Origin of the sequence: Kocuria sp. CPCC 204721, assembly GCF_040980945.1 — a bacterium.
Taxonomy (GTDB): Bacteria; Actinomycetota; Actinomycetes; order Actinomycetales; family Micrococcaceae; genus Kocuria; species Kocuria marina.
The window spans coordinates 194,169-217,317 of sequence record NZ_JAVKPO010000005.1; the positions used below are offsets into that span (position 1 = coordinate 194,169).

17 protein-coding genes and 1 pseudogene are annotated in these 23,149 nt (G+C 67.7%); 9 read left to right on the top strand and 9 right to left on the bottom strand.

All coding sequences use genetic code 11. From position 1 onward, the window contains the following. Positions 1 to 250 precede the first annotated feature (250 nt). On the top strand, positions 251 to 4,009 hold the full coding sequence (gene mfd / locus RF637_RS07265; protein ID WP_368844487.1) for a transcription-repair coupling factor: 3,759 nt from the start codon (positions 251 to 253) through the stop codon (positions 4,007 to 4,009). 144 nt (positions 4,010 to 4,153) lie between these two features. Here the strand turns inward: mfd and RF637_RS07270 are convergent, their stop codons facing one another. The 3 genes from RF637_RS07270 to RF637_RS07280 all read right to left on the bottom strand — a co-directional run bounded on the left by RF637_RS07270 (position 4,154) and on the right by RF637_RS07280 (position 5,780). Then, on the bottom strand, positions 4,154 to 4,585 hold the full coding sequence (locus tag RF637_RS07270; protein WP_368844488.1) for a hypothetical protein: 432 nt from the start codon (positions 4,583 to 4,585) through the stop codon (positions 4,154 to 4,156). A 119-nt stretch (positions 4,586 to 4,704) separates the two neighbouring features. Beyond that, positions 4,705 to 5,523, bottom strand: coding sequence for a purine-nucleoside phosphorylase (locus RF637_RS07275; RefSeq protein WP_368844489.1), 819 nt, complete (start codon positions 5,521 to 5,523; stop codon positions 4,705 to 4,707). Between the two features lie 77 nt (positions 5,524 to 5,600). After that, a complete protein-coding gene (locus RF637_RS07280) occupies positions 5,601 to 5,780 on the bottom strand; it encodes a hypothetical protein (RefSeq protein ID WP_368844490.1) in 180 nt (59 codons plus the stop codon). Between the two features lie 106 nt (positions 5,781 to 5,886). Between RF637_RS07280 and RF637_RS07285 the strand changes: the two genes are divergently transcribed. Next, on the top strand, positions 5,887 to 7,323 hold the full coding sequence (locus tag RF637_RS07285; RefSeq protein ID WP_085106941.1) for an NAD(P)H-quinone dehydrogenase: 1,437 nt from the start codon (positions 5,887 to 5,889) through the stop codon (positions 7,321 to 7,323). Positions 7,324 to 7,448: 125 nt separating this feature from the next. Here RF637_RS07285 and RF637_RS07290 read toward each other — a convergent pair whose 3' ends face one another. From RF637_RS07290 to RF637_RS07300, 3 genes are all read right to left on the bottom strand, one after another. Beyond that, on the bottom strand, positions 7,449 to 8,855 hold the full coding sequence (locus RF637_RS07290; protein ID WP_368836124.1) for an MFS transporter: 1,407 nt from the start codon (positions 8,853 to 8,855) through the stop codon (positions 7,449 to 7,451). A 245-nt stretch (positions 8,856 to 9,100) separates the two neighbouring features. After that, positions 9,101 to 10,906 (bottom strand): biotin carboxylase N-terminal domain-containing protein, encoded by a 1,806-nt coding sequence (locus RF637_RS07295; RefSeq protein ID WP_167318712.1) that lies wholly within the window; start codon positions 10,904 to 10,906, stop codon positions 9,101 to 9,103. Between the two features lie 104 nt (positions 10,907 to 11,010). After that, the gene (locus RF637_RS07300; protein ID WP_085106939.1) at positions 11,011 to 11,649 is read right to left on the bottom strand and encodes a nucleoside triphosphate pyrophosphatase; all 639 of its coding nucleotides are present in this window, start codon (positions 11,647 to 11,649) and stop codon (positions 11,011 to 11,013) included. A 156-nt stretch (positions 11,650 to 11,805) separates the two neighbouring features. On the opposite strand from RF637_RS07300, the gene RF637_RS07305 reads away from it, so the two are divergent. The 3 genes and pseudogenes from RF637_RS07305 (at position 11,806) to RF637_RS07315 (ending at position 14,023) form a co-directional block, all read left to right on the top strand. Continuing rightward, positions 11,806 to 12,498 carry a hypothetical protein gene (locus tag RF637_RS07305; protein WP_368844491.1) on the top strand — a complete coding sequence of 231 codons (693 nt, stop codon included), beginning with the start codon at positions 11,806 to 11,808 and terminating at the stop codon, positions 12,496 to 12,498. Between the two features lie 139 nt (positions 12,499 to 12,637). Continuing rightward, a pseudogene (locus RF637_RS07310) lies at positions 12,638 to 12,976 on the top strand (helix-turn-helix domain-containing protein); the annotation flags it as partial. Between the two features lie 183 nt (positions 12,977 to 13,159). Next, entirely contained in the window at positions 13,160 to 14,023 is an 864-nt protein-coding gene (locus RF637_RS07315) for an SDR family oxidoreductase (protein WP_368844499.1), read from the top strand. 193 nt (positions 14,024 to 14,216) lie between these two features. Here the strand turns inward: RF637_RS07315 and RF637_RS07320 are convergent, their stop codons facing one another. From RF637_RS07320 to istA, 3 genes are all read right to left on the bottom strand, one after another. Beyond that, positions 14,217 to 15,464 carry an IS256 family transposase gene (locus tag RF637_RS07320; RefSeq protein ID WP_368844492.1) on the bottom strand — a complete coding sequence of 416 codons (1,248 nt, stop codon included), beginning with the start codon at positions 15,462 to 15,464 and terminating at the stop codon, positions 14,217 to 14,219. Between the two features lie 515 nt (positions 15,465 to 15,979). Next, positions 15,980 to 16,765 (bottom strand): IS21-like element helper ATPase IstB, encoded by a 786-nt coding sequence (istB, locus tag RF637_RS07325; RefSeq protein WP_368844493.1) that lies wholly within the window; start codon positions 16,763 to 16,765, stop codon positions 15,980 to 15,982. Continuing rightward, positions 16,765 to 17,973 (bottom strand): IS21 family transposase, encoded by a 1,209-nt coding sequence (gene istA / locus RF637_RS07330; protein WP_368844494.1) that lies wholly within the window; start codon positions 17,971 to 17,973, stop codon positions 16,765 to 16,767. The genes istB and istA overlap by 1 nt, the downstream gene beginning before the upstream one ends. 210 nt (positions 17,974 to 18,183) lie before the next feature. Here istA and RF637_RS07335 point away from each other — a divergent pair, with 210 nt between their 5' ends. From RF637_RS07335 to RF637_RS07350, 4 genes are all read left to right on the top strand, one after another. Then, positions 18,184 to 19,452, top strand: coding sequence for a M20 family metallopeptidase (locus RF637_RS07335; RefSeq protein ID WP_368844500.1), 1,269 nt, complete (start codon positions 18,184 to 18,186; stop codon positions 19,450 to 19,452). Between the two features lie 15 nt (positions 19,453 to 19,467). After that, the gene (locus RF637_RS07340; RefSeq protein ID WP_368844495.1) at positions 19,468 to 21,045 is read left to right on the top strand and encodes an AbgT family transporter; all 1,578 of its coding nucleotides are present in this window, start codon (positions 19,468 to 19,470) and stop codon (positions 21,043 to 21,045) included. Positions 21,046 to 21,058: 13 nt separating this feature from the next. Further along, entirely contained in the window at positions 21,059 to 22,024 is a 966-nt protein-coding gene (locus RF637_RS07345) for a RimK family alpha-L-glutamate ligase (RefSeq protein ID WP_240505670.1), read from the top strand. 61 nt (positions 22,025 to 22,085) lie between these two features. Next, positions 22,086 to 23,149 (top strand): cytochrome P450 (locus tag RF637_RS07350; RefSeq protein WP_368844496.1); only part of this gene is annotated, 1,064 nt, incomplete at its 3' end.

Genomic DNA, 23,149 nt, shown 5'->3' on the forward strand with positions numbered 1-23,149 from the left:
GGTACGAGCGGGCCGCCCGGTGCGAGTCCGGCCGTGGGAACGGGTGTCGGGTCCGCGCGCTCGCGTACGGGGCTGACCTCGCGTGAGTCCGGCCGACCCGGTGCACTTCTTGCGAGGGCATGTTCCGGACGGGGCGCTCGCGGGGGATCGTGTCCGACGTCCCGAGTAGGCTGTAGCGCGTTCCGTCGCGCCCGTCATGGGCGCGGGACCACAGGTCCCGATCACCGCACCCACCAGGAGTCAGCCACCCATGTCCCTGACCGGTCTGCTCACCGCGCTCTCCGAGGACCGCAGCTTCGCGAACATCCGCGTGCAGGCCGCCCGGCCGCTCACGGAACGCTCCGCCGAGACGATCATCAGCGCGACCGACGGCTTGCGCGCGCCGGTGCTCGCGCAGATCGCGCGAGGGCTCGCGGACGGGGCCGGGGCAGCGTCGTCGTCCGACGGGGCCAAGGGCGGTTCCGCGGGGTCCACCCCGATCCTGCTTGCCGTGACCGCCACGGGACGTGAGGCCGAGGAACTGCAGTCGGGGCTCGCGTCCTACGTGCCCGCCGAGCAGATCGCGAACTTCCCGTCCTGGGAGACCCTGCCGCACGAACGACTCTCGCCGCGCTCGGACACCGTGGGTCAGCGATTGAGCGTGCTGCGGCGCCTGGACCACGCGCAGGACGGGGAACAGCCGCTGCGCGTGGTCGTGGCGCCGGTGCGTTCGGTGCTGCAGCCCGTGGTCGCCGGGCTGGGTGCCATGAAACCGGTGACGCTGCGCACGGGCCAGGAGTACGACTTCCAGCAGCTCGTGACACGTCTTGCCGGGGCAGCGTATTCGCGCGTGGACATGGTGACCCGCCGCGGTGAGTTCGCGGTGCGCGGTGGCATCATCGACGTCTTCCCGCCCACCGAGGACCACCCGGTGCGCGCGGAGTTCTTCGGGGACGAGCTCGACGAGATGCGGTGGTTCGCGGTCGCGGACCAGCGCACGCTGACCGATGCCGAACACCCGTCCGTGATCGTGGCGCCGCCGTGCCGCGAACTACTCATCACCCCGTCGGTGCAGTCGCGCGCCGCCAAGCTCAAGGAACAGCTGCCGGGCGGGCGAGAGATCCTGGAGCGTATTGCTGGCGGGCAGTACGTGGAGGGCATGGAATCGCTCGCGCCACTGCTCGCGGACGAGATGGTCCAGCTCATGTCCCTGCTGCCCGAAGGCTCCATGACCGTGGTGCTCGAACCCGAGAAGGTCCGGGCCCGCGCGCACGACCTCGTGGCCACCAACCAGGAGTTCCTCACGGCCGCGTGGGAGTCCGCCTCGGGCGGCAACGACGCCCCGCTGGACCTGCACGCCGCGCTCGACGCCGACGACGGCGCGTCCCGCACGCTCGCCGCCGGGTCCTTCCACACAGTGGGGGAGGTCCGGGAACTCGCGCTCGACCGGTCGGTGGGGTGGTGGTCCGTCACGGGGCTCAACGTCAACGCCGTGACGACCTCCCAGATCGACGCCGACACCGCGGACGAGGAGGTCCGGCTCGCGGACACCGACGCCGACACCCTGACCGTCACGGCGCGCGAACCCACCCGGTTCTCGGGGGACGTGGAGGCCATGCTGCGCTTCCTGGGGGAGCGCGTGCACGACGACTGGCGGGTCGTGCTCGTCACGGACGGCCCCGGACCGCTGCAGCGGCTGAGCGAGCTGCTGCACGGGGCGGAGATCCCCGCCGCCCGGTGCGACAGCCTCACGGAGGTGCCCCGGGCCGGTCTCGTGGAACTGACCACGGCCCGCGCCGGACGCGGGTTCGTCATCGAGGCCACGCGCACCGCCCTGTTGACCGAGGCGGACGTGCTCGGGCGTTCCACCGCCTACGACAACCGGGCCCAGCGCAAACTGCCGCAGCGGCGCAAGCGCAACCAGGTGGACCCCCTGGCCCTGCAGAAGGGCGACTACGTGGTGCACGAGCAGCACGGGATCGGGCAGTTCATCGAACTCGTGCAGCGACCGATCGCCGGGGCCATGACTGCCCCGGGTCAACCCAAGCCCGTGCGCGAGTACCTCGTGCTCGAGTACGCGCCGTCCAAGCGCAACGGTCCCCGGGACCGGTTGTTCGTGCCCACGGAGCAGCTCGACCAGGTGAGCACGTACGTGGGCGGGGAAGCGCCGTCGTTGTCCAAGATGGGTGGCGCGGACTGGAACAAGACCAAGCGCAGCGCCAAGAAGGCCGTCAAGGAGATCGCCAACGAGCTGATCCGGCTGTACTCGGCGCGCATGGCGTCCAAGGGGTACGCGTTCGGCCCGGACACCCCGTGGCAGCGCGAACTCGAACAGGCCTTCCCGTACGTGGAGACCCCGGATCAGCTCACCACGATCGACGAGGTCAAGGCGGACATGGAACGGCCCATCCCCATGGACCGGTTGATCTCCGGGGACGTGGGCTACGGCAAGACCGAGGTCGCGGTGCGCGCGGCGTTCAAGGCCGTGCAGGACGGCAAACAGGTGGCCGTGCTCGTGCCCACCACGCTGCTCGCCCAGCAGCACACCGAGACCTTCGCCGAACGCTTCTCGGGCTTCCCGGTGCGCCTGGCCACGCTGTCCCGGTTCCAGAGCGCCAAGGAGTCCAAGGCCACGCTCGAAGGACTGCGCTCCGGCGCGATCGACGTCGTCATCGGGACCCACCGACTGCTCTCCAAGGAGACCCAGTTCAAGAACCTGGGCCTGGTGATCATCGACGAGGAACAGCGTTTCGGCGTGGAGCACAAGGAGAAGCTCAAGGCCATGCGCACGGACGTGGACGTCCTGGCCATGTCCGCGACCCCCATCCCGCGCACGCTGGAGATGTCCATGACGGGCATCCGTGAGACCTCCACGCTCGCGACCCCGCCCGAGGAACGCCACCCCGTGCTCACGTACGCGGGGCCCTACACGGACAAGCAGGTCTCCGCGGCCATCCGGCGTGAGCTCATGCGCGAGGGCCAGGTGTTTTTCATCCACAACCGTGTCTCCTCGATCGAGGCGCAGGCCAAAGCGCTCGCCGAACTCGTTCCCGAGGCGCGGATCGCGGTGGCCCACGGGCAGATGAGCGAGTCGCGCCTGGAGCAGATCATCGTGGACTTCTGGGAGAAGAAGTTCGACGTCCTGGTGTGCACCACCATCGTGGAAACGGGCCTGGACATCGCCAACGCCAACACGCTGATCGTGGACCACGCGGACCGCTACGGGCTGTCGCAGCTGCACCAGTTGCGCGGTCGCGTGGGCCGTGGGCGTGAACGTGCCTACGCCTATTTCCTGTACCCCACGGAGAAACCCCTCAGCGAGACGGCACTGGAACGGCTCAAGGCCGTGGCCGCCCACAACGAGCTCGGCTCGGGTCTGCAATTGGCCATGAAGGACCTCGAGATCCGCGGTGCGGGCAACCTGCTGGGCGGGGAACAGTCCGGACACATCGCGGGCGTGGGCTTCGACATGTACCTGCGGCTCGTGGGGGAGGCCGTGGCCGAGTACCGCGGCGACCAGGACACGGGTCCCGCCGAGATGAAGATCGAGCTGCCCGTCAACGCCCACCTCCCGCACGACTACGTGCCCGGTGAGCGCTTGCGGCTCGAGGCGTACCGCACGATCGCGAACGCCGCCACGGAAGAAGCCGTCGCGGAGGCCGGCGAGGAACTCAAGGACCGTTACGGCCCGCTACCCACCCCGGTGGAGAACCTGCTCGACGTCGCCCGGTTGCGGATCAGGGCGCGCGCCGCGGGTCTCACGGACGTGGCCACCCAGGGCACCATGATCCGGTTCTCGCCGGCCGAGCTCACCGAGTCCCGCGAGATGCGCCTGACCCGGATGTACCCGGGCGCGCAGGTGAAGTCGGTCCCGGGGGCGGACACCCGCATGGCGCTGATCCCCAAACCCAAGACCGCGCGGATCGGGGGCAAGGACCTCGTGGACGGGGAGATCCTCGCATGGGCACGGGAGGTGCTGGACGCGATCTTCCCTCCGGTACAGGCGCCTACGGAAGAGGTCCCGCAGTAGGGATAGCGCGGCCCCGTCCGGGCTCCGCCTCGCCCGGGTACTGACTCACCCCGGGTACCTTGGCGCGGCGTCGTCGCAGGCCCGCACACGGAAACAGCCCCGCCCATCCGGGTGGACGAGCGGGGCTGTCGTGGATGTGGTGCGTCAGTGGCTCACGTTGTCCTGGAGCTGACCCGCTCCGATGGGCTGGCGGACCATCTCGGAGGCGTCGCGCGGGAGGTCCAGGGTGACTTCCTTGCCACCCGTGGAGTGCTTGGCGGTGCTGCCGTTGAGGATCGTGGTGGGGACCATGAGGGCCAGACCGTAGGCCAGGATCCCGAGCAGGAACAACAACCAGCTGTCCGGGTAGGACGCGAAGAGGTAAAGGCTCACCAGGATGGTGATGAAACCGCCGCCGAAGAGGATGGCGTTCTTCACGACGTCGTCCTGGCCAGAGTATTGCGGCTTGCGGCGGGACGCGGAATCGTGGTCGGAGCGGGCGGCCCGGTGGTCCTCGGTCACCGCGTGGCTGCCATCCTCCACCGTGCGCCCAGCGGAGTACTGATCGCTCGTGTGTGTTTCGGCTCTTCTGACCATGAGTTCACCCTTTCAGACCGCCGCGGCGGGCCCATTACGTTCCTGCGTCCAGTCTAGTGCCTGGGACCGGAACTTGCCGACATTCCGTCGATATCGAGCACCCGAACCGGCGCGCGTTCTCACAACTTTGCGACGACGTCCGCGAGCAGCCGGGAGATCCGGGGACCGGCGGCCTGGCCGGCCTCGAGCACTTCCTCGTGGGACAGTGGCTCGTCGCTGATCCCCGCCGCGAGATTGGTCACGAGAGACATCCCCAGCACCTCGAGGCCGGCGTGGCGCGCGGCAATCGCCTCGAGCGCCGTGGACATGCCCACGAGGTCCGCCCCGAGCACCTTGGCCATCCGAACCTCCGCCGGCGTCTCGTAGTGCGGTCCGGTGAACTGGGCGTAAACGCCCTCGTCGAGTCCGGGGTCCACCTGGTGGGCGATGTCCCGCATCCGCCGAGAATAAAGGTCGGTGAGGTCCACGAAGGTGGCGCCTTCGAGCGGGGAGTGTGCGGTGAGGTTGATGTGATCGCGGATCAACACGGGGGTCCCGGGCGCCCATGCGGGGTTCAGTCCGCCGCATCCGTTCGTCAGGATCATGGTCTCGGCTCCGGCCGCGGCGGCCGTGCGCACGCCGTGGGCCACGGCCCGCACACCCTTGCCCTCGTAGAAGTGGGTGCGCGCCCCGATCACCAGGGCGGGATCCCCGTTCGTGAGCCGGATGGAACGCAGGGTGCCGCCGTGGCCCTGCAGGGCGGGGGCGGAGAAGCCGGGGATCTCGGTCGCGGGGATCTCGTGTTCGGTCTCACCGATGAGGTCCGCGGCACCGCCCCACCCGGAGCCCAGGGTCAGGGCGATCCGGTGCCTCTGCACGCCGGTGCGCTCACGCAGGACGTCCGCGGCGCGGCGGGCAAGGTCGAAGGGATCCGTGCAAGCCGTTGCGTTCTCAGTCACGGGCACCACTCTAAGCCGCGATCCACCGCTCGGACGTGAAAGGCCCGGGCAAGGGTCCTGCCGGCAAGGGGTCGTCCTCAACGATCGGCGGGAGGTGCACCCCGCATCACGTGGCCATTGAGCGGAGGAGCCGGATCGGACGCGGGCGGGCGCTGCCGGCGGAGTGAGGCCGTGAGAACCACCCCGACGACCAGGACGACGACGGGGACGACGAAAAGGACGAAGCCCAGGACGACAACGAGAGCGACGGTGGACATGTCTCCTCCTACGACGTGTGTTCGCTGACTCGGCCACTCGTAACCGGCCCGCGGAAGACCCGGACCACCATCATGGGCGGTAGCACCCGGGGTAAATGCTGCAACAATGGGGACCGTGAGTGTGCAGACTGAATTTGCGAATCCGAAGCTCGTGATCATCGGCGGCGGCCCCGGTGGTTACGAGGCCGCACTGGTCGCCGCGTCCCTCGGTGCGGAGGTCACCGTGATCGAGGAGCAGGGCATGGGCGGTTCCGCCGTGCTCACGGACGTGGTCCCTTCCAAGACCCTGATCGCGTCCGCGGACACCATGAACCGGTTCGCGGACGCTAAGGACCTGGGCGTGCACGTGGGGGACGGTCAGGACGCGAGCGAGGAGTTGAACAACCTCCGCGTGGACCTGGACACCGTCAACGTGCGCCTGCTGCGCCTCGCCGCCACGCAGTCCCGTGACATCAAGCGCGGCCTGGAGCGCGTGGGCGTGCGCGTGGTGCAGGGCCGCGGCCGCCTGGCCGATCAGCACACCGTGGTGGTCAGCCCCTCCGACGACGACGCCGAGTACGAACTCCACGCGAACGTCGTCCTGCTCGCCGTGGGCTCGCACCCCCGGGAGATGGACACCGCCAAGCCTGACGGCGAGCGGATCTTCAACTGGAAGCAGATCTACCAGCTCACCGAGATCCCCGAGAAGCTGATCGTGGTGGGTTCGGGTGTCACCGGCGCCGAGTTCGCCTCCGCGTACAACGGCCTGGGCTCGGAGGTCACCCTGATCTCGTCCCGCGACCAGGTGCTGCCCGGTTCCGACACCGATGCCGCCCAGGTGCTCGAGAACGTCTTCGAGCGCCGCGGTCTGCGCGTGCTGTCCCGCTCCCGCGCCGACTCCGTGGAGAACACCGGGGACGGCGTGCGCGTGACGCTCTCTGACGGGCGCAAGGTGCGCGGATCGCACTGCCTGCTGGCCGTGGGCTCAATCCCGAACACCGCGGACATGGGTCTCGAGGAGGCCGGGGTCGCCATGGACGAGCGCGGTCACATCAAGGTGGACTCGGTCTCCCGCACGTCCGTCCCCGGGATCTACGCCGCCGGTGACTGCACGGGCGTGCTGCCCCTGGCCTCCGTGGCCGCCATGCAGGGCCGGATCGCCGTGGCCCACATCCTGGGTGACACCGTGCACCCTCTGCACACTGGCGAGGTCGCGTCCAACATCTTCACGTCCCCGGAGATCGCTTCCGTGGGCATTTCCCAGTCGGACGTCGAGGCGGATCCCACGATGTTCACCGGCATGACCATGAAGCTGTCCACCAACCCGCGCGCCAAGATGATGGCCGTGGACGACGGTTTCGTGAAGATCTTCGCCCGCCGCGGCAGCGGGACGGTCATGGGCGGCGTGGTCGTGGGACCGCGCGCCTCCGAGCTGATCTTCCCGATCGCGCTCGCGGTGACCCACCGCCTGGGCGTGGACGACCTCTCCGACACGTTCGCGGTCTACCCGTCCCTGTCCGGCACGATCGCGGAGGCCGCGCGCCGCTTGCATGTCCACCGCTGACTGCCCCGCTTGGACGAGCACCGCTCGTTCCGGCCGGGCACGGTTCGCACCCCGGGTACGAAGACGCCGCGGTGACCTTCCTACGGAAGGTCACCGCGGCGTCGTCGTCCGTGGAAGCGGAAGGCCTACGTGGCGGCCTTGGTGCCCACGGTGTACATGTTCACGTGCCGGGTCTCGGGGGAGAACCACAGCGCGATGAGCGTGATGACGGCGGCGAAAGACAGGTACAGGCCCACCGCGCCCACGCCGAAGCGCGCGTTGAGCAGGACCGCGATGTAGGGGGTGATCGCCGCACCCAGGATGGACGCGACGTTGTACGCGATGCCCGAACCGGTGTAGCGCACGTTCGTGGGGAACAGTTCGGGCAGGATCGCGGACATGGAACCGAACGTCAGGCCCATGAGGGTCATGCCGATCGTGAGGAAGACCAGCACGCGCAGCAGGGACGCATCCGCGCCCGTGCCCACGAGGTCGGGGTTCATGATCAGGGCGAAGCTCAGGCCGAACAGCAGGATGAGGCTCGTGATCACGAGCTGCGAGGAGCGGCGGCCGTAGCGGTCCGCGAGCCAGCCCGAGACGGGGACCATGGCGGCGAACAGCAGCACGGCGAGCAACTGCAGGATCAGGAACGTGCGGTACTCGATGCCCAAGCCACCGGTCTCCGGCTTGCCGATTCCGTAGGACAGCACCCATGCGGTCATCAGGTAGAACAGAACGTACGTGGCGAGCATGATGAACGTGCCCTGGATGATCTGCACCCACGACGTCTTGAAGACCTCGGCCACGGGGGCCTTGACCTTCTCACCCTGCTGTTCCGCGCGCTGGAACACCGGGGTCTCCTCGAGCTTGATCCGCACCCACAGGCCCAGCAGGACCATGACCACGGACGCGAGGAACGGGATCCGCCAGCCCCACACCAGGAACGGGTGGCCCGTGCCCAGGTGGTGACCCGCGGTGCCGAACTGCATGACCACCGTCAGCAGCAGGAAGAAGCCGTTGGCCAGGATGAACCCGAACGGCGCGCCGAGTTGCGGCCACATCGCGGCGCGGGCCCGTTTGCCCTCCTCCGCGTACTCGGTCGCGAGCAGGGAGGCACCGGACCATTCGCCGCCCAGTCCCAGGCCCTGACAGAAGCGCAGGATCGTGAGGATCAGGGGAGCCCAGATGCCGATCTGGTAGAACGTGGGCAGCAGGCCGATCAGGAACGTGGCGATACCCATGGTCAGCAGTGCGCCGATCAGGGTGGCCTTACGCCCGATCCGGTCCCCGTAATGACCGAAGATCACGGAGCCGATGGGCCGGCCGAAGAACGCGGCGGCGAACGTGGCCATGGAGGCCAGCAGCTTGGCGGTGTCGTTCTCGCCCGTGAAGAACAGGGCGGGGAACACGGCCACCGCAGCGGTCGCGTACACGTAGAAGTCGTAGAACTCGATCGTGGTTCCCGCGAGGGACGCCAGGATCACGCGGCTGCGGGGCACACGTGATTGCTCCGCGGGGGATCCCGGATCCACGGTGGACACGGTGGAAGACATGAAGAACCTCACAGGGACTCAGGGGCGAAATGCCTTCAAGATAAGACCGGCCATACCGCATGGTGAATTCTGGCGTCCACATTCTGAGATGGAACCTCAACGTCGCTCAGTTCGCGTGCTGGGCCGGTCTCGTCGTCGAGCGGGTGCGTAGCGGCCCCGGTCCTGTTCCGAACCGGGGCCGCTACGACGGATTGGTGGGAGCTCCGGGGCGATGCCCCGGCCCCGTAAGGCGATGCGCCGGGGCGTCAGCCCGTGATGGAGGCCAGCACGGTGCCGGCGGAGACGGTGTCCCCCTCGGACACGTCCAGGTCCTTGATCACACCGGACTTGTGGGCGGTGAGCGGCTGCTCCATCTTCATGGCTTCGAGCACCACGATCAGGTCCCCCTCGGAGACCTCGTCCCCGTTGGCCACGGCGATCTTCACGATCGTGCCCTGCATGGGTGAGGAGAGGGAATCCCCCGAGGCTCCGCGGGCCGCCGTGCCGCGTCCGCTGCGCTGCTTGCGTGCCTTGGGCTGGGCCGCGTCCGGGCGGGCCGCACCTCCCAGCTGCGGCATGGTCACCTCGAGGCGCTTACCGCCCACCTCCACAACGACGCTCTGCCGTTCGGGTTCGTCCGCCGAGGGTTCGGGTGCCACGGTGAAGGGCTCGATCCGGTTGTCGAACTCCGTCTCGATCCACCGGGTGTGCACGGTGAAGGGGGTGTCGTCCGGGGTTGCGAACGCGGGATCGCTCACCACGGCCCGGTGAAACGGGACGACAGTGGGCATGCCCTCGATCGTCAGTTCCTGCAGGGCCCGGCGGGACCGTTCGAGGGCCTGCGTGCGGGTCGCACCGGTCACCACGAGCTTGGCGAGCATCGAGTCGAAGTTCCCGCCCACGGTCTCGCCGGCCTCCACGCCGGAGTCCACGCGCACGCCCGGCCCAGAGGGCACGGTGAACGTGGTGAGCGTGCCGGGGGAGGGCATGAAGTTGCGGCCGGCGTCCTCGCCGTTGATCCGGAACTCGAAGCTGTGTCCGCGGATCTCGGGGTCGTCGTAGCCGAGAGCCTCACCGCGGGCGATGCGGAACTGCTCCCGCACCAGGTCCAGTCCCGAGACCTCCTCCGAGACGGGGTGCTCCACTTGTAGGCGTGTATTGACCTCCAGGAAGGAGATCGTCCCGTCCTGGCCCACGAGGAACTCGCACGTCCCCGCGCCCTGGTACTGGGCTTCCTTGAGGATGGCCTTGGAGGACTCGTAGAGCCGTTCGATCTGCTCGTCCGACAGGAACGGCGCGGGTGCCTCCTCCACGAGCTTCTGATTGCGCCGCTGCAGCGAGCAGTCGCGCGTGGACACCACGACGACGCTGCCGAACTGGTCCGCGAGGCACTGGGTCTCCACGTGGCGGGGTGCGTCCAGGAACCGTTCCACGAAGCACTCACCGCGGCCGAACGCGGCGGTGGCCTCGCGCACGGCCGATTCGTAGAGCTCGGGGATCGCGGCGCGCTCACGCACCACCTTGATGCCACGGCCGCCACCACCGAAGGCGGCCTTGATCGCGATCGGCAGGCCGTGTTCGTCCGCGAAGTCCAGGACCTCCTGGGCCGAGGACACCGGGTCGGCGGTGCCGGGGACCTGCGGCGCCTCGACCTTCTCCGCGATGTGGCGGGCCGCGACCTTGTCACCGAGCTGGGCTATCGCCGCCGGGGGAGGGCCGATCCATGTGAGTCCCGCCGCGATCACCGCGGAGGCGAATTCCGCGTTCTCGGACAGGAACCCGTAACCGGGGTGGACGGAGTCGGCACCGGCGCGTCGAGCGGCGTCGAGGATCTTGTCGATCCGCAGGTAGGAGTCCGCGGCGGTCGTGCCGCCCAGTGAGTACGCCTCGTCCGCCATGCGCACGTGCAGCGCATCCCGGTCCGGGTCCGCGTAGACGGCCACGGAGGCGATGCCCTCGTCGCGCGCGGCGCGGATCACGCGCACCGCGATCTCCCCTCGGTTGGCCACGAGGACCTTGGTGACGGGGCGGGTTGCGGTGGCGGCCTCTTGCTGCCGCGAGGTGGTTGTCACGTGATAGCTCCTTGTCGACTCTCTGCCGAAAGGTTAGTGCCCCGCGCCGGGGAACGCCTAAGCGCGGGGGCACCGCGGTGCGGTAACTGTGGAAGATCTACAAATCATTGCGCCCCACCCTGTGCTGCGGCACCCCACCACGAGGACGCCCGGATCCCTACCCCGGCGAGCAGGGTGCGCAGGGTGGACAGGCTCAGCCCGATCACGGCGTTCGGATCTCCGTCCACCCGTTCGATGAACTGGGATCCCCGCCCGTCCAGGGTGAAGGAGCCTGCGACCTGGAGGGGCTCACCCGTGGCCACGTAGTCCTCGATCTCCGCGCGTGTCATGGTGGCGAAGTGCACGTCCGCGGAACAGACCAGACCGTTGCCGGAAGCCTCGCCCGTGCGCGCATCCACGAGCCAGTGGCCCGTGTGCAGCGTGCCCGTGCGCCCGCTCATGGCGCTGATGCGCTCGATCGCGACGTCCGGCTCGTACGGCTTGCCGTAGGGGACGCCGTCGAGCTCGAACACGGAATCGCAACCCAGCACGAGCCGCCCCTCCGCTTCCGGAAGCGCTGAGACGGCCTCCGCCTTGGCCCGTGCCAGTAGCAAGGCGGTCTCTGCGGGGGTCTCGGGGGCTTCCGCGGCCACGAGGGCGTCCTCGTCCACGTGGGAGACGACGGCGCGGTACGGGATGTGCGCGCGCTCCAACAGGGATGCGCGCGCCGGTGATTGCGAGGCCAGGACGAGAGCGGGGTGCACGCCCCTCACTCTACGGCGGATCGGGTGAGGGGACGTCGGTCCGGTGAGGAGGGGTGTGCTCGCGGGAGGGCCGCGATCATACAAATAGGGGCAACCTCAAGCATCTGGATGTACCCTGTTACGTCGGCCGCGCGCGTGGAGAGGGAGGTGGCCCGGATGGTCGAGATCGTGCGCCGTGGTGCGCGCATCCCACGGGACCTCTCCGGCGTCACCGGGTCCCGACCAGCGACAGCATCCCACGCCTCGAACGGGCCCGCGCTGTCCCTCGGGACCGGGCTGGCGAACGGGCCGTCCATAGGAGCCGGGCTCCCGCACGGGCCGTGGCTCTCGGACGGCATCGGCCTTACGAACGCCACCGGGACACCACCGGCGCGGCCTTCGCGATGGCTGTCCCGCCCCCTGACGTCGATACTGCTGGACGCCCTGGCCGTGACCCTGGCCCTGATCCTTGCCAACCAGGTGGTGGCTCGAGGCGCGGTGATCGCCCTGCCGGGCGACGCCGGACTCACGTACCCGCAACTGTCCGTTCCACTGGGAACGGGGTGGCTCGCGGTGCTCGCCACATGCCGACGGGCCGTGCGGCTGCCCCGTGGTTATTGGCGCACCGAGTGCCGCTGCATCGCTCGTGCCGCGTTCATCGTGCTCGGTGCGGTGTGCATGGCGGCCGTGGTCCTACCGCTCGACATCGACCGCCCGTTCATGGCCGTGACGTTCGCCGCGGGGCTGCTCCTGCAGCTCGTGAGCCGGTGGCTCATCCGGCGCGCCGCCCTCCGCCGATGGGACGACCGCGCGCGAACGGCGGGTCCGCACCTGGGATCCGAGGCGCGGAGCGCCGCCGTTCACGAGTGACGCGGGCCCGATGAGGGTGCTTCCTAGCTGTTGTGGGGGATGGGGTTGTTGGCACGGGTGTGGTGGTGAGATGAGGAGCGGGCTGCTCGTCGCGGGATGGAAGTTCCTACACCACCCACCCGTACGAGAGAGCCCGTTCATGACCCACGCTAATGCACCCCTGACCCCGACCGGCCTTCTGCGGATGGTGCACCGTCATCTTTACGATGGTGTGCCCCAGGCTCACGTGGCTGCAAAGTTCCGGGTTTCCCGGCCCACTGTGGCCACCTGGGTGGCCCGTTACCGTGCTGAGGGCGAAGCAGGACTGCGTGATCTCACCCCGTCCGGGGAGAACCTGCCACGCCCACCCCAACGTATCCGGGCCGGATGGGCCGGGCACATGATCCACCTGGATGTGAAGAAGCTCGGGAGAATCCCCGACGGTGGTGGTTGGTGGGCCCACGGGCGAGGCTCCCGCCAAGCCCTGGCTTCCGAACGCGCCCACAAGCAGCGTGGCGGGTACACCGCCCGCGCCAACCAGCCCCCCGCCTCACGCACCCCCGGATGCAGAATCACTAACTTTCATATCAGTACCTTACTGAGAAGTGCGTACCCTCTTTTCGGAAGTAATCGAAAGGTGGGGTGGTTATACCTTCCGTCAAGGACCCCATGGAAGGACATCATGAGCCTCGTTATCACCGGAGCTACCGGCCAGCTTGGCCGCCAGGTCGTGGAGACACTGCTGGAGCGCAACGTTCCGCCGCAGGAGATTGTGGCCGCAGGGCGTGCAGTTGACAAGATCGCGGATCTGGCACAGCGCGGTGTCCACGTGAGGAAGCTGGACTACACCGACGCGGCCTCCGTAGGAAAGGCCTTGAAGGGGGCCAGCAAAGTCCTCCTGATCTCAGGTTCCGACGTGGGCCAGCGGGTGGAGCAGCACCGTACCGTGATCGAGGCCGCTCAGCGCGAGGGTATCCAGCTGATCGCCTACACGAGCATCGCCAACGCAGACGGCAGTGGGATGAAGCTGGCCGTCGAGCACCAAGCCACCGAGACCCTCCTGGAGCAGTCCGGCGTTCCTTTCGTCCTGTTGCGCAACAGCTGGTATCTGGAGAACTACACCGACCAATTGCCGGGCGTGCTCGCTCAGGGTGCCCTCGTCGGCAGTGCCGGCAATGGTCGGGTGAGCGCCGCCTCCCGCGCAGACTATGCCCAGGCGGCCGCCGCGGTGCTGCTGGCCGACGACCAGGCCGGCAGGATCTATGAGCTCGGCGGTGACAAGCCGTTCACCATGGCCGAGCTTGCGGCAGAGATCAGCGCCGCGGCCGGCAAGCACATCTCCTACCAGGACCTGCCGCCGCGCGAATACGCCGCAATGCTCGTCAGGGTCGGAGTGCCCGAGGGGGGCGCGGAAATCCTCGCAGATTCTGATCTGGGAATAGCCCGCGGAGACCTCCTGGTGAACTCTGGAGACCTGAGCAGGCTTATCGGACGCCCGGCCACGTCCATGGCCGAGGCTGTTCGTTCGGCTGTCGCCGCAATCTAACCTCTCGGTAGAACCTGCATGAGTGGGTAGTTCTGTTTGTCCAACCTTCCAACCGGACAACCGGAACTACCCGCCGACTTCGCCCTTGCCGGCAAACCCCACACTGACATCCGATGGTGACGTCTGCCGGGGGTGTCCAGATTCGGTCAAGTCCCGGGCAGTGGTGTAACAGGGTGATCCTTCGCGGGTGGGTTCAGGCGGTGAGTGCGGGCATGGGTTCGTGTCCTGGCTCGGTGGGCGGGTCGGTGAGGATAGCGGCACGTGAGCGGGCGAGGACGTCGAGCCCGAGGTAGCGGCGTCCTTCGGCCCATTCATCGGTTTGCTCGGCCAGGACGGCGCCGACGAGGCGCACGATCGCGTCACGGTTGGGGAAGATTCCGACGGAGTCGGTGCGCCGACGGATTTCGCGGTTGAGGCGCTCGGTCGGGTTGTTCGACCAGATCTGGGTCCAGATCTCTTTCGGGAAGCTCGTGAACGCGAGCACATCCGTGCGGGCTGTGTCGAGGCGTTCGTGCACGGCAGGCCACTTGTCGTCGACGTAGTCCAGGAGGCGATCGTATTGAGCGTTGACCGCATCGGCGTCGAGTTGGTCGTAGACACTGTGCAGCATCGCTTTCACCGCTAGCCACACGCTCTTGGGCGTGACGTCCATCAGATTCGCGGCGTGATGGGTGCGGCATCGTTGCCAGCTCGCGCCGGGCAGGTTCGCGCTGATCGCTTCGCGCAGACCGGTGTGAGCGTCGCTGGTGACGAGCAAGACGCCGCTCAGGTCGCGGGCGACGAGGTCGGCGAAGAACTCGTTCCACGCTGACCCGGTTTCGCTCGTGGCCACGCGCAGGCCGAGCACTTCACGGTGGCCGTCATTGTTGACGCCGGTGGCGAGCAAGACGACGGTGTTGATCACGCGGCCTCCTTCACGCACTTTCATCGTGAGGGCGTCGGCGGTGACGAACGTGAACGGGCCTGCATCGTCGAGGGGGCGGTGGCGGAAGTCGTCGACGAGCTGGTCGAGGTCGGAGGCCATGCGGCTGACCTGGGACTTCGACAGCGCGTTGATGCCGAGGGTTTTCACCAGCTTGTCCATGCGGCGCGTGGACACGCCGGCGAGGTAGCAGTCAGCGACGACGGTGATGAGTGCGGACGCGGCTCGTTTGCGTCGTTCCATGAGCCAGTCGGGGAAGTAGGTGCCTGAGCGCAGCTTCGGCACAGCGATGTCGAGGGTTCCGACACGGGTGTCGAGGTCGCGGTGGCGGTAGCCATTGCGGTGGGTCGTGCGTGTCGGGCTGGGCTGGCCCCACTCGGCGCCGATCACGGCGTCCGCGTCGGCGGACAGCAAAGCGTTGAGCATGGTTTGCAGCAACTGGCGCATCATGTCCGGGCTTGCTTCGGACAAGGCTTCGCCCAACACGCTGGCAGGGCCGACAATGTGAGGTGCGGTCATCGTGATGACTCCGTTCGAGGATTCTGTAGGAGGTTGACTCGAAGGATCACGCGGTGGCCGCGCCCATGTCCAAGGGGCCGGGGGCGCGGCGACCGGTATTACACCACTATCAGGGACTCAACTCAGCTTCCCGAAAGGAGAGCAGGACGTCGGGCACGGCCCCGGCCGGAATCTCGGCGTCTGGGCTGGCCACCCTGTCGAGCAGGAAGCTGGACCGGGCCAGCACCTGCGCCAGCGGCGGCTGCCCGGGTGAGGGCTGGCGGTGGCCCCGGGCGAGCCAGGTGGGACTCGTTGATCCTCGGTTTTGGCGATCTGGGCGATCGGTAACTCCGGCAGTCGAGTAAGTTCTACAGTTTTTGGCAGAACTAAAGGTGGCTCTGATGCTGGCATCCCATACCCGATTCCAACACGCGCGGTCGTCATAGTCTCGCAATCGGTGTCCGAGAGAGCGAAAGTGTCAACGACGGTCGAGAAGTGAGCAGTAGCGACGGTCGAAAAGTGAGCAGTGGATGTCGCTAGTTGGTCTGGTGGGTGGTGCTGGGCAGGGAGTCGGTGCCCAAGGTCTTGAGGCGGTAGCTGGCGCCTTTGAGGGTGTGGACCTCGGCGTGGTGGACGATGCGATCGATCATGGCCGCGGCGATGGTGACGTCGCCGAAGACCTCGCCCCAGCGGGCGAAGGGCAAGTTGCTGGTGAGGATCAGCGAGGCCTTCTCGTAGCGGGTCGAGACGAGCTGGAAGAACAGGTTCGCGGCCTCTTGCTCGAAGGGCAGGTAGCCGACCTCGTCGATGATGATCAGCCGGTACCGGCCCAGCTTGCGCAGCTCTGCGTCCAGGCGCCCGGTGTCGTGGGCGCCCTTGAGCCGGTGGATCCAGTCCACGGCGGTGGCGTAGAGCACCCGGTGGCCCTGCTGGCAGGCGGTGATGCCCAGGGCCGTGGCCAGGTGGGTCTTGCCGGTGCCTGGGGGCCCGAGGAGCACGATGTTGCCGGCCTCGGCCAGGTATCGGCCCGAGGCCATCGCGGCGTAGTCGGTGTGGGTGATCGCCGTCTGGGCCGTGAAGTCGAAGTCCTCGGCGGTCTTGATCGCGGGGAAGCCTGCGGCGGTGATCCGCAGCCGGGCCCCGGAGGCGTTGCGGGCGGCGACCTCGCGCTCGAGGACGGCGGTCAGGTACTCCTCGTAGGACCAGCGATTGGTGCGGGCGGTGTCGGCGATCCGGGCGGCGGCCTCACGGATCCTCGGCGCCTTCAACGAGGCGGTGAGGTACTCCAGGGTCTTGGCCGTCTCGGCTGGTGTGGTGGCCATCAGGCGACCTCGATCCCGAAGGCGCGGTCGTAGTCGGCCAGATCCCGCACCAGCGGATCCGCCTCGGCGCCCGGGTGCGGGCGCTGCTGGTAGGCCCGGCGCAGCATCGCGGCGGTGGCCACGTGCGCTGGGTCGGTGACCGTGGTCGCTGACGCCCAGCAGCGCGCGTGCTCGGCCACGACCCGGCCCTGGTGACGCACGAGCACCCGATCCAGGTCGGCGGTGACCTCGACCATGGCTCCGCTCACGGACGGGTCCACGGAGTAGTCGTTGCCGGCCACCCGCACGTAGTAGTCCCGACCCAGCCGCACCCAAGAGCGGTGCCCGACGGCCGGGGCGACCGGCGGCACAGGGAGCATCGCGGCCCGATCAGCGGCGATCAGCTCCGCCGGCCGGGCGGCGATGGCCCGCACCCGCCGGGTGTTGGCACCCACCAGCCACTGGCGCAGTTGGGCGTTGAAGTCGGCCGGGGAAGCGAAACTGCGTCCGGGCAGGAACGAGGTCTCGAGATAGCCGTTGGTCCTCTCCACGATGCCCTTGGACTCCGGGTCGTAGGGCTTGAGCTGCACCAAGGTTGCCGCCATCGTGCCCATGAACGCGGCCACTCCCTCGGCCGGGCGGCCCCCGCGACCGATGCCGGACTCGTTGTCCCAGACCCACCGCCGCGGCACACCCTGGATCTGCTCGACCACCAGGTGCCACATCCCGGCCAGCAGATCACCGGTGGTGCGGGAGGGAATCATCACCGCGGTGACGAACCGCGAGGAGGAACAGACCATCACCAGCACCGGCGGTGATCCCTGCTGAGCATCATCCAGCGGGATCCGTGCCGGCGGGAACCACAGATCGCACTGGACCTGGTCCCCGGGCCGGTAGGACAACCGGTCAGCCGGATCGGGCGGGGCGTACTCGCGGCGGATGGCTCGAAGGTTGTCCCGGAACCAGGTGATGGACCCCGACCACCCCACCCGCTCGGCCAGCACCGTGGCCGGCATGGACGGATGCTCGGCCAGCAGCGCCCGCACGGCCGGCTCGACATCGCTAAACGCGTTGGGCCCGGCGGACCTCTCGTAGCGCGGTGGTCGGGAGGCGGCCACGGCCTTGGCGACCGTGTTCCGCAAGATCCCCAGCCGCGAGGCGATCTGGGACTTCGGCACCCCCTCGGCATGCAGCCGACGGATCAACGCCCAATCTTCCACAGTGATCACACTCCAATCGTCGAGTGCTCACTTTTCGACCGTCGCATCTGCTCAGTATTCGTCCGGCGTCGACAGAAAGCAGGTTATTCGAATGTGACGCAGGTGATTGGTGGCCGAGGGTGCCTCCCATAGCCTGAAGTGGTGAATGAGACGCCCAGTCGTTCCTATCTGAACCGCCTCGAGACCGAGACTCGTGAGCGGATGCGAGCTGCGCCGTTGATGGCCGGGGCCGATATGGGGCGGTTGTCTTCGGGGACTCCGGAGTATTTGCGTGCTGCTTTGGAGGAGCAGATCGATGCGTTGGCTCCGGAGCTAAACGCTATCGTCGCGACGCTGCATGCCCATCCTGAGACCGCTTTCGCGGAGCACAACAGCGCCCGGCTGCTGGTTGAGGCATTGTCCCGTCACGGCGTCGATGCCCAGACAGGAGTGTATGGGGTGGACACCGCTTTCCGGGCGCCATGGCCGGGAGCGGGTGCAGGGTCGGGCCCGACCATCGGCGTCCTGGCCGAGTACGACGCGCTGCCGGAAGTCGGGCATGCCTGTGGCCATAATGTCATCGCCGCGGCTGGCCTCGGGGCTTTTCTCGGGCTGGTGCGGTTGTGGCGCCAGCACCCTGATGCTGTCGCCGGGTCCGTGGTGCTGCTGGGCACCCCGGCCGAAGAGGGGCATACCGGCAAGGAGGTGATGGCCCGCCACGGTGTCTTCGACGACATCGATGCCGCCATCATGGTCCACCCCTACGGTTACGATCTGGCTGATCAGGTATGGCTGGGTCGGCGACTGCTTGCCCTGACGTTTACCGGTGTCCCGGCCCATGCCTCGGCTCAGCCTTTCATGGGCCGCAACGCCCTGGACGCGGCCGCCCTGGCCTATCAGGGCATCGGCTTGTTCCGGCAACAGCTGCCGCCGGGGGACCGGGTCCACGCCATCATGACCGAGGGCGGACAGCGGCCCAGCATTATCCCCGAACGTGCCGGGCTCAAGCTCTATGCCCGGTCCAAGTATCCCGAGACGCTGAAGGATCTCAGCCGTCGGCTTGAGGACATTGCCCGGGGTGCGGCGATGATGACCGGCACGAGTGTCGAGATCATCTGGGACGAGCACCCTGCCTCGTTGCCGGTGCGCACCAACACGGCCTTGACGGATCGGTGGATCACCGCCCAGCGGCGACGCGGCCGTGATCCCTTGCCGGCTGGTGTCGTGCCCGAGACGATCGCAGCTTCCACCGACTTCGGCAACGTCAGTTATCGCATCCCGGGCATCCATCCGTTGCTGAAGATCGCCGATTCCGATGTGGCTCTGCACACCCGTGAGTTCGCGGTCGCCTCGGGGTCCCCGGCCGCCGAACGCGGCGCCTTGGACGCTGCCTACGGACTGGGGCTGACCGCGCTGGACTACCTGTGCGACGCTGGGCTGCGAAAAGCGGTGCACGAGGAGTTCGACGACCAAGGCGGCGCCATCGACGTGCCGGGCTTTTTCGACTGAGGGAAGGCGGAGGCCATGTCATCTGCACCAGTGGACACCGTGGAGCGGTCAGTGATTGACCGCGTTCTCGGTGGAATCGAGCGCATCGGCAACAAAATCCCGGAGCCCTTCACCCTCTTCGTGCTGCTGTTGGTCGTCACCGCCATTGCCACCACGGTCATGGCATGGTTGGGCGTCAGCGTGCAGGTGCCCGGCAGTGACGAGGTCACCCAGATCCGGGGGTTCTTCACCGGGGAGGGACTGACCTGGTTCACCGCGAACCTCGGCGCCAATTTCATCGGGTTTCCCCCACTGGCGGTGGTGCTGCCGATCATCTTCGGGGTGGGTCTAGCGGAGAAGACCGGTCTGCTGGCGGCCATGATCCGGTGGGCTTTCGGCTCCGCCCCGCGCTGGGCGCTGCCCTACGCGGTGGCGCTGGTGGGCGTGCTCGGATCCATCATGTCCGACGCGGCTTTCGTGGTGATCCCCCCACTGGCGGCACTGGTGTTCAAGGCTGCCGGCCGCCACCCGGTCGCGGGTCTGCTGGGCGGATTCGCCGCCGCCGGGGCCGGTTACTCGACGACGATGCTCGTCACCAGCCTCGACGCCCTGTTCGCCGGAATCACGACGGCGGTGGCCGCCACGCTGCCCGATCCCGGTACCCCGGTGACCCCGATTTCCAACTACTTCTTCAACGTCGCCTCCTCGGTGGTGCTCACCGTCGCCGCCGGGTTCCTGATCGACAAGGTCCTGGAACCGCGCATCGATCGGGCGGGGATCTCACGGGACCAGGTCGTCGAAGAGGAGGACGAGCATGCGCAGAGCTCTGCGATGAGTGCCGTGCTGGAGCCGCAGGAGAAGCGGGGAGTGCGCTGGGCGCTGGTGGCCGGCCTGGCCGTGGCGGTGCTGTTCATGGCGGCCGCCCTGGTTCCCGCCTCGCCCTGGCGCAATGAGACCGGTAGCTTCCTACCGAGATCCCCGCTACTGGACTCCATCGTCTTCATCGTCTTTGCCTTGTTCAGCGTGATCGGCATCGTCTACGGACGGGTGGTCGGGACGATCAGGACTTGGCAGGACGTTCCGAACATCATGGGCGAGGCGCTCCGGGACATGCTCAGTTTCGTGGTGCTGGCGTTTATCCTCGGCCAGTTCATCGCCCTGTTCAACTGGTCCGGGATCGGCAGCTGGATCGCCGTGAGCGGGGCCAACGGATTGGAGGCGATCGGGTTGACGGGGTTCCCGGCGATCCTCGGATTCATCCTGCTGGCCTCGGTCCTGAATCTCTTCATCATCTCCGGATCGTCCATGTGGACCCTGATGGGGGCGGTGTTCGTGCCGATGTTCGCGCTACTGGGCTACGAACCGGCCTTCGTGCAGGGTGCCTTCCGGGTGGGGGATTCGGCCACCCAGATCCTCACGCCGATGAACCCGTACATGATCGTGCTGCTGACCATGCTGCGCCGCTACGAGCCGGAGGCCGGACTCGGCACCGTGATCGCCCGAATGCTGCCGTTCACCCTGGTTTTCTGGGTCCTGTGGGTAGGAGTGCTGGCCGTCTTCTACGGCTTTGACCTGCCCATGGGCCCGGGCAATGACATTTTCATCAATGAGTAAAGGAGGCCGCAGATTGAGTACCCATCTGCCCAAGATCTACGCACTTCATGAGAACCCTGAATGGTTCCCACCCTTCGCCCGGGCCTTCGAACTCGAAGGCCTGGACGTCGAAGAATGGATCCTGACCGACGGGGTCCTCGATCTGGATTCCGCCCCACCGGAAGGCATCTTCTGGTCCCGGATCAGCGCCTCCTCCCACACCCGCGACCACGGCCTGTCCAAGGACTACACCCGGGCGGTGCTCTCCTGGCTGGAATCCCACGGACGCCGTACCGTCAACGGCCGGCGAGTCCTCGAACTCGAGATGAGCAAGGTGGACCAGCTCAGCGCCCTGCGGGCGGCCGGGATCGAAACCCCGCGCACCGTCGCCGCCATCGGCCGCCACCGGATCCTGGAAGCCGCCCAAGGATTTCCGACCCCGTTCATCACCAAGCACAACCAGGGCGGCAAAGGTCTGGGTGTGCGAAAGTTCGAATCCCACGACGAGCTAGCCGAGTACGTGAACTCGACCGACTTCGAAGAACCCCAAGATGGCATCACCTTGATCCAGGAGTATGTGCAGGCCGCCGAACCGCAAATCACCCGGGTGGAAATCATCGGCGGTGAGTTCGTCTACGCGATCACCGCCGACACCGCCCGCGGCGGCTTCCAACTCTGCCCCGCCGATGCCTGCGAGATCGACCCGGTGACCGGCAAGGCCATTGCCCCGCCCGGGGCCACCCTGGCCCCCGAGCCAGGTCAGCAACTTTTCAGCCTGCGGGAGGACTTCCAGGACCCGATCATTGACAAGTACCTGGAGTTCACCCGTCGGGTGGGTCTGGAGGTGTGTGGCATCGAGTTCATCGAATCCATCGACGGGCGGCTGCTGACCTATGACGTGAACACGAACACCAACTACAACGCCGCCGTCGAGGCCTCCGCCCCCAAGTCGGCACCGCGGGAACTGGCGCGCTACCTGAAGAAAGTCGCGCAACAGTGAATCACCCCACATGTGTTGGGAGGGAGTTCCTGATCCAGATGGCCCACGACAGGATGGATACATGACGGAGCACATGCCGAGCGACGAGATCATCCCTGACACGGACCCGGTCACTGGTCCCGTGGTGGCGCCGGAGTCTGCCACGGATCCCGTCCGGTCCGATTGGAACCCGCGGGGCCCGCAGGTCCGTCGCAACCCCGTGGCCGCCTATGACGAGTTGCGCTCACGCTGTCCCGTGGCCCGCGACACCAGTGGTGCTTGGACGCTGTTCACCCACGCTGACGTCACCGCCGCCGCGCTGGACCACGAGAGCTTCTCCAACGCGGTTTCCCGTCACCTCCAGGTGCCCAACGGTCTTGACGGTCCTACCCACACGGTGTTCCGTGCCCTCGTGGAGCGGTATTTCACCCCTGAGCGGATAAGCGCCCTGGAGCCGGTGGTGCAGCGGGTCGCCACCGACCTGGTGGGCCAGCTCGAGGTCCCCGGCTCGATCGATGCCGTGGAGGTCGGCTCCCGCTTCGCGGTGCGGGCCCAGACGGCCTGGCTGGGGTGGCCTGCAGGCCTGGAGGAGGATCTGCTGCAGTGGATGCAGGACAACCATGCCGCCACCCGCTCCCGGGACGCTTCTCGCACCGCGGAGGTCGCCCAGCGCTTCGACGCCATCATCCGGTCCCTGATCGACGTCCGCCGTGAGGCCGGCGACGACGCGCCCGATGACGTGACCACCGAGCTCGTGCATGCCCGGGTCGACGGGCGGGAACTCACCGATGAGGAGATCGTCTCGATCCTGCGCAACTGGACCGGCGGTGACTTGGGCTCGATGGCGTTGTGCACCGGAGTAGTGCTCGCCTATCTGGCCGACCACCCCGATCTGCAGGACCGGTTGCGTTCGGGCGTGTCCGACCGGGAGTTCGACGCGATCCTCGACGAGATCCTGCGGATCGACGACCCGTTCGTGGTGAACCGCCGCATCACCACGGAACCCGTCACAGTCGGTGGTCGAGAACTGGCCGCCGGCGACCGGGTCCTCCTGAACTGGACCGCCGCCAACCGCGACCCGCGGATCTTCGGCGACCCGGAGGCGTTCGACCCGGTCGGCAACGCCCCGTACAACCTGGTGTACGG